Annotated in this window: 6 protein-coding genes; 3 read left to right on the forward strand and 3 right to left on the reverse strand. The window is 67.4% G+C overall.

Features of this window, described 5'->3' with window-relative positions; translation table 11 throughout:
• Positions 1-5: 5 nt before the first annotated feature.
• The 3 genes from QZS21_RS08795 (at position 6) to QZS21_RS08805 (ending at position 4333) form a co-directional block, all read left to right on the forward strand.
• Positions 6-2429 (forward strand): pyruvate formate lyase family protein, encoded by a 2424-nt coding sequence (locus QZS21_RS08795; protein WP_295582464.1) that lies wholly within the window; start codon positions 6-8, stop codon positions 2427-2429.
• Positions 2430-2599: 170 nt separating this feature from the next.
• Positions 2600-3469: an AraC family transcriptional regulator gene (locus QZS21_RS08800; protein ID WP_295582466.1), complete on the forward strand. Its 870-nt coding sequence runs from the start codon at positions 2600-2602 to the stop codon at positions 3467-3469.
• A gap of 3 nt (positions 3470-3472) precedes the next feature.
• Entirely contained in the window at positions 3473-4333 is an 861-nt protein-coding gene (locus QZS21_RS08805) for an aldo/keto reductase (protein WP_295582468.1), read from the forward strand.
• Positions 4334-4571: 238 nt separating this feature from the next.
• Here QZS21_RS08805 and QZS21_RS08810 read toward each other — a convergent pair whose 3' ends face one another.
• The 3 genes from QZS21_RS08810 to QZS21_RS08820 all read right to left on the reverse strand — a co-directional run.
• Positions 4572-5768 carry a cell wall metabolism sensor histidine kinase WalK gene (locus tag QZS21_RS08810; RefSeq protein WP_295582471.1) on the reverse strand — a complete coding sequence of 399 codons (1197 nt, stop codon included), beginning with the start codon at positions 5766-5768 and terminating at the stop codon, positions 4572-4574.
• Positions 5765-6442: a response regulator transcription factor gene (locus QZS21_RS08815; RefSeq protein WP_295582473.1), complete on the reverse strand. Its 678-nt coding sequence runs from the start codon at positions 6440-6442 to the stop codon at positions 5765-5767. The genes QZS21_RS08810 and QZS21_RS08815 overlap by 4 nt, the downstream gene beginning before the upstream one ends.
• Positions 6443-6558: 116 nt before the next feature.
• On the reverse strand, positions 6559-7217 hold a 659-nt coding region (locus tag QZS21_RS08820; RefSeq protein ID WP_295582476.1), incomplete at its 5' end, for a hypothetical protein.

The raw sequence follows: 7217 nt of genomic DNA on the forward strand, positions 1-7217 counted from the left end.
CGCGGATGAGTGAACGGATTACCTACCTGCGGCTGAAGGCCGCGGACGCCAAGAGCTATCTCTGCGGGGAGCGGGGGCGGATTGTCACCGACTCCTACCGGTCCACGGAGGGGGAGGACCCGGTGATCCGCCGGGCCGTGGCCCTGCGGGACATTCTGGACAAGATGAGCGTGGTCATCGACGAAAACGAGCTGATCGTGGGCAACCACGCCACCCGGGAGAACGCGGCGCCGCTGTTTCCGGAGTTCAGCATCGAGTTTCTGGTCAACGAGCTGGACGACTTTGAACAGCGGCCCTACGACCGCTTTTACGTCCCGGAGGAGACCAAGGCCCTCATCCGGGAGATCGCCCCCTACTGGCGGGGCCGCACCCACGAGGACCGGGTGGTGCGCACCACCGCCCGCATCTTCCCGGAGGAGGTTTTGCAGGCCTGGGACGCGGACGCCTTCCGGCTGAACGACGTGCTGTACGACGGCGTGCGGAAGTCCGCCGGCGACGGCCACATCATCCCCGACTACTTCCGGTTGATGGAGGAGGGCGTCCCCGGCGTGCTGCGCCGGGCGGAGGCGGCCCGGGCGGCGCTGGATCTGCGGGGAGACCCCCACGCCTTTGAAAAGAAGCTGTTTTTGGACGCGGTGACCATCAGCTACACCGCCGTGGAGCGGTGGTTCCTCCGCTTTGCCCGGCAGGCGGAGGCGCTGGCCGCCTCCGCCCGGGAGGAGAACCGGCCCACGCTGCGGCGGGCCGCCGCAGCCTGCCGCCATCTGGCGGAGGCGGCGCCCTCCGGTTTTTTCGAGGCGCTGCAACTGACGTACTTCCTCCATCTGCTCATCCACATCGAGAGCAACGGACACTCCATCTCCCTGGGCCGCATCGACCAGTACCTCTGGCCCTTCTACCGGCGGGACCTGGCCGCCGGCGCCGTCACCCGGGCGGAGGCCCTGGAGCTGATCGACAGCTTCTACATCAAGGTCAGCCGCTTCAACAAGGTCCGCCCCTGGCCGGAGACCCGGCTGAAAAGCGGCGCCCCCATGTTCATGACCATCACCCTGGGGGGCATGGACGCCGCGGGGCGGGAGTGCTCCAACGAGCTGACGGAGCTGTTTTTGGACGCCCTGGCGGACACCCGCCTGCCCCAGCCCACCCCCATCCTCCGGGTGAACAAGGACACCCCTCAGGCGCTGATCGCCCACGCGGTGGAGGTGCTCTTGCGCCATGGCGGCGGACTGCCCGCCTTCTTCTCCGACGAGTGCATCGTGGAGTCCCTGGCGAAGACCGGCGTCCCCCTGGAGGACGCCCGGGTATACGGCATCGGCGGCTGCTCCGAGGCGGTGGTGCCCGGCAAGAGCTTCTCCTTCACCGGCGGGGACTGCTACTTCAACTTCCTGAAAATTTTGGAGATTCTGCTCCACGAGGGGGTGAACCCCCGCACCGGCGTCCGCCTGTTTGCGGCGAAGCGGCTGGAGGAGTACCGCAGCATCGAGGACCTCCTGACCGCGTTCCAGGAGCAGCTGGCCCGGTATATGGGCTACATCGTGGAGCTGACGGCCATCACCTCCGCCACCGACGCGGCCCTGAACCCCACGCCCTTCACCTCCGGTTTGCTGGACTACCGGGTGGAGATGGGCCGGGACATGTCCCTGGGCGGCGGCGAGAACGCCCGCTACTCTCACACCATTCTCCAGGGCCATGGCACCGGCGACACCTGCAACGCCCTGTACGCCCTGCAAAAGCTGGTGTTTGAGGACCGGGTCCTGACGCTGCGGGAGCTGGTGGAGATTCTGGACGGCAACTGGAGCGGCGAGCGGGGACAGGAGATCCGCAGGCGGGTCCGCCGCCTGGCCAAGTACGGCAACGATATGGACGAGGTGGACGGCTACGCCGCCCGCCTGAGCGAACTGTTCGCCCGGGAGGCCCGGCAGTACACCCCCTGGCGGGGCGGCGTCTTCGGCACCTCCCTCCAGGGCCTCACCGCCAACGTCCCCGAGGGGGAGACGGTGGGGGCCACCCCGGACGGCCGCGCCGCCGGCGAGGCCCTGTCCGACAACATCTCCCCCCACGCCGGAACGGACGTCCACGGCCCCACCGCCGCGCTGAAAAGCGTGTCCAAGGTGGACCATACCCTGTTCATCGACGGCAACATCCTGAACCTGCGCTTCCACCCCAGCGCCCTGACGGACGCCTATGGCCGGTTCGACCCCCTCCGGGGGGCCCGGTTTGCGGACATGGTGAAGAGCTATCTGGTGGATTTGAAGGGCAATCAGGTGCAGTTCAACATTCTCTCCGCCGCGGAGATGCGGGCGGCCCAGGAGCGGCCCGGGGACTACCGGGACCTGGTGGTGAAGGTGGCGGGCTACAGCGCCTACTTCAACTCCCTGGACAAGGGGCTGCAGGACCAGATCATCCAGCGCACGGAGCACGCCCTGTAAGGCGGCGCCGTAGGCGGAGGGAGCGGCCGCTCCTTCCGCCTGCGGCGGTTTCCCGCCGTTTGTGTATTCAAATATTCGAATACTCTGTTATACTGTGTGGGGAGCCGTTTCCCCGGGGCGGGCGGCTTCCGGCAGGGTCCGGCAGGGCCTGGGATGCGGGAGGAATGGACATGGCATTGGAAGAAGAGTACAACCTGCTCAATAAGCGCATTCACTTGCAGGAGGTGGCCTCCGCGTCCCTGGACTTTCTGGGGTATGTGGAGTTCGGCCCGGGGGAGCGGGGGCTGACCCACCGCTACACCAGCTGGTGCTACAACTATCTGGAGGGCAACCAGGGCCGCTACTGGTTCGGGGACCGGGAGATCGTGGTGGAGCCGGGCAGCGGGCTGCTGATCCCGCCCTTCATGCGCCATCATCTGCTCAACCCGGGGCCGGAGCCCATGCAGCTGATCTACATGGGGTTCAGCTTCAACAGCGGCAACACCGCCGGCGGCGAGGACATTGCCCGGATCAACGAGACGCTGGGGGAGTCCTGCTACACCAAGTCCTTTCACGAGAAGTTTCACGGCCTGTTCCGCCAGATCCGGACCGGCGGCATCGGCGGCGGCCGGGAGCTGCTGCTGGGGAACCGGGCCATGATTCTGGAAAACCTGCTGAAGCTCTACGACTTCAGCCACAGCTGGGACCAGCGGGACGCCGGGGACGCCGACGCGTTTTTGCTCCAGGACATCAAGAACATCATCACCCACAATTTCAGCCGGAACATCTCCCTCCAAGAGATCTCCAAGGCCCTCTATATCTCCCCCCGGAAGCTCACCAGCAAGTTCCTGGAGCTGACGGGGATGGGCTTCAAGGAGTACACCCAGATGCTGAAGATGGAGCAGGCCAGCCGGCTGCTGTACTCCTCCGGCAAGAGCGTCTCCGAGATCGCGGAGGAGCTGGGCTTTTGCGACATCCACTATTTTTCCAGGCGGTTCAAGCTGTACTACGGCTGTCCGCCCAACGCCCTCCGGGGCAAAAACCGAAGCGGGGAGGGATAGGCCGTGACGGAGCTAAAAGACCTGTGCCCCATCGGCATCGGCACCTACCGCACCGACCGGGCGGACCGGCCCGCCGCGCTGGCGGGACTGCGGTACGCGGTGGACCGGGGGCAGAATATGCTCTCCACCGGCTTTTCCTACGGGGCGGGCGCCGTGGTGGAGCTGGTGGGGGAGCTGCTGGCCCAGGTGCCCCGGGAGGCGCTGTTCCTCTGCGTCTATGTGGAGCCGGACATCCGGCGGGCGGCGGACGTGGACCGGCAGTTGGAGGGCTATCTCCGGGCCTTCGGCACCGACTATGTGGACTGCCTGCAAATTCACAGCCCCTATGAGACCCCGGTGCCGCTGGAGGCGGTCTATGAGCGGATCTTTGCCCGGCGGGACCGGGGAGAGGTCCGGTATGTCGGGGCCGGCAACCTCTCCCCCGCGGCCTGGGGGGCGCTGGCGGGGCAGGTGGCGCTGTTCGAGGGGCTGTACAACTTCGAGTGCCGGCAGTACGAGGCCGCCGGCGTCCTGGCGGACTGCCGCCGCCGGGGCGTGCGCTTCGTCTGCTACCAGCCCCTGCGGCGGAACCGGACCGCCGGGCAAAACTACCCGCTGCTGCGGGCGCTGGCAGAGAAGTACGGATGCAGCCAGAACCAGGTGATTTTGAACTGGCTGGTCCGGTGGAAGGGCCTTCAGACCATTGTGAAGGCCCTGACTCCCACCAACATCGACGAGAATCTGGCGGCGCTGGACCTGCGCCTGGAGGCGGCGGACTGCCGCCGGATGGACGCGTTCCGCTGTCCCGCCTGCGAGGCCCTTCCGGTGGACTGGGACCACAGCGGCACCGGCGTGCCCATCCACCTGCTGGCAAACCAGTTTTGAGAGGCCCGCCCCCGGCTTCCCCCGGCGGGGCATTGGAGGCCTCCGGCCCGGGGCGGCCATTTCAAGGGTGGTGCCCGGGGGACGGCAAGGGAGGGGACCGGCGCTCGGGGAATCCGCGCACGGCGCCTCCCCGGGTCTCCGGCAGACGCGGCAGATGCAGCGAATACGCAGAGGGGCCGGCGCTTTTGAAGGCGCCGGCCCCTCTGCGTATAAAAAGATGGATAGGAAAAGCGGGCGTTCACCGGCGGGGGAGCCGCAGGTGGAGGGCCACGGCGCCGTCTCCGCCCTCGGCCCGGAGGGTGCCGCGGTGCGCCTCGGCGATGCCTTTGGCGATGGCCAGCCCCAGGCCGTATCCCCGGGACTCCCCCCGGGATTTGTCCAGCCGGTAGAACCGCTCGAACATGCGCGCCAGATCCTCCCGGGAGATGGGGGCGCAGGGGTTCTCCACCGTCAGGCGGACCCAGCCCCGGTCCTCCGGAGCGAGGCGCAGGGAGATGGTGCTGCCGGGGAGGCTGTACTTGCAGGCGTTGTCCAGCAGGATGTCCGCCAGCGCCCGGAGCTGCTCCCCGTCCCCCAGGACGGACAACCCCTCGTCGATCCGGCAGTCCAACTGCTTTCCCGCGTCGAAGAGCACCGGCTCAAAGGAGGCGGCGCTACAGGTAATGAGGTAGGAGAGGTCCACCGCCTGGCGGACCGGGGGGCTTTTTTGCAGGTCGGCGCCGTCGCTCCGGGCCAGCACCAGGAGCTGTTCCACCAGCTCCTTCATCCGCAGCAGCTCCGTCCGGGCGATGTCCAGCCGCCGCCGGATCTTCTCCGGTGGCGCGCCGGGGACGTCGATCAGCATGTTCACGTTGGACAGCACCGCCGTCAGTGGGGTTCGCAGGTCGTGGGAGGCGTCCGCCACAAACCGGCGCTGCTGGTCCCAGGCCGCCTCCACCGGCCGGACCATCCACCGGGCCAGCAGCACGCTGATGACGAAAAAGACCGCCAGAGTGCCCAGGCCGATCAGCAGGGAGTTGACGGCCTGGGCGCGGAGGGCGGTCTGCTCCATGTAGGTGTCCGCAAAGGCGTAGCGCGTTCCCGCCGGGCCCAGGTCCACGGAGAGGTAGCGCAGGCGGCCCTGGGTGGTGCCGCTGTCCTCCGGCAGGGCCTGGGCCTCCCGGGCCAGCTGGATGGCCTGAAAGTCGGTGAGGTGGAAAATCCGGTTTTGGACCACGCTGCCCGCCCCGTCGGGAGGCAGGTCCACCACCGCCAGGGGAATGCCGATCCGAACCAGGGGAACGCTGTCCGTGGCGGCCGCCCGGAGGGCCTCCCAGCTGGTGCGCTGGAAGTTGGATCGGTTGAAGGCGTACAGCCCCAGCAGCATGGCCACCAGAAACAGGGTCATGATGGACATGAGGGTGGCGATGAATTTGATCCGCAGCTTTTGAATCACGGCGCCGTCACCTCCAGCCGGTAGCCCACCCGCCGCAGCACCGCGATGTTCACGGCGGAGTGGAGGATGGACAGTTTTTTCCGCAGAAAGGAGATGTAGGACTCCACGTTGTTGTCCCCCACCTCGGAGGCGTAGCCCCAGACCTTCAAAAAGAGGGTCTCCCGGGGCAGGTACTGGGTGCTGTTGGAGATCAAAAGGCGCAGGATCTCCGTCTCCTTCTGGTTCAGCCGCAGGCACAGCTCTCCCTTCCGCAGTTCGCAGGCGGAGGGGATCAGCAGCAGATCCCCGAAGACCAGGGACTCCGGCACAATCTCGCTCTGCCGCCGCAGTACCGCCCCCAGGCAGGCCAGGAACTCGGCGTTTTCAAAGGGCTTGGTCAGATAGTAGTCTGCGCCTCCGTTCAGCCCCCGGACCCGGTCCTTCAGATCTCCCCGGGCGGTGAGCATCAGCACCGGCAGGCGGCTGTGCTCCTCCCGTAGCCGCTGCAGCAGGGTGAACCCGTCCAGCTTGGGCAGCATCACGTCCAGCACCATGGCGTCGTAGATGCCGCTGCGGGCGTTGTCCAGGCCGCTCTCCCCGTCGGCGGAGACATCCACCAGATACCCCGCCTGGGCCAGGACGTCCGCCAGGGTCTCCGCCAGCAGCTGTTCGTCCTCCACCAGTAAAATCCGCATGGGCGCTTGCTCCCTTCCGTCGTACTCATAAAAGGAGTTTACGGCGGCAAGCTGAAAGGAAGCTGAAAAAGCCCCGGTCCAAGGGAGCGGATGCTCGGATGGACCGGGGCGCCGGATCACAGGCGGATGCCGTAGATGGTGAATTTTCCGCCTGCGGCGATGGGGGTGCCGTCGTTGGTGTAGAAATTGACCGTCCGCAGCCCGGCGGGGGTCAGGAAGGAGGTGGAGACGGCCTTGGCCATCACCGTCGTCAATCCGACGTTTCTGGCGTAGCCGTCCAGATGGGTCCGGCAGGCCACGGAGCCGCCGTAGGCGTACAGGCGGCACACGGTATAGGCGCCGCTGTTGAAGGGATAGGTCATGGAGATGTAGTCCGTCATGCCGTCGCCCACATAGACCCGCTCGGAGAGGCCGTTGATCCGGAGGTAGATGTAGTTGCTGGAGGCGTTGAGCCGGGGCACGATGATCAGCTCCCAGTAGCTGCCCAGGGCGATGCCCCCCAGGTCCAGATCCACCTGGGCCGCGGCGGCGGAGGTGGTGATCTCCCGGAGCTTCACCAGGGGGACCGCGGCGGCGGCCGCCGCATCCGCCGCCGCAAAGTCCCGGCGGATGGCGGCGTCCTGGTCCGTCCGGGCGGTCCGCTCCGCCGTCACGGCGGCGGAGGCCTCGCTCTTGGCCCCCGCCACGGCGGAGGAGAGCTCCTGGCGGATGGCGGCGTCCTGCCCCTCCCGGGCGCTCTGCTCCGACGCCACGGCCCCCAGGGCCGCCTGCCGGG

Source organism: uncultured Oscillibacter sp., from assembly GCF_900544955.1.
Lineage (GTDB): Bacteria > Bacillota > Clostridia > Oscillospirales > Oscillospiraceae > Oscillibacter.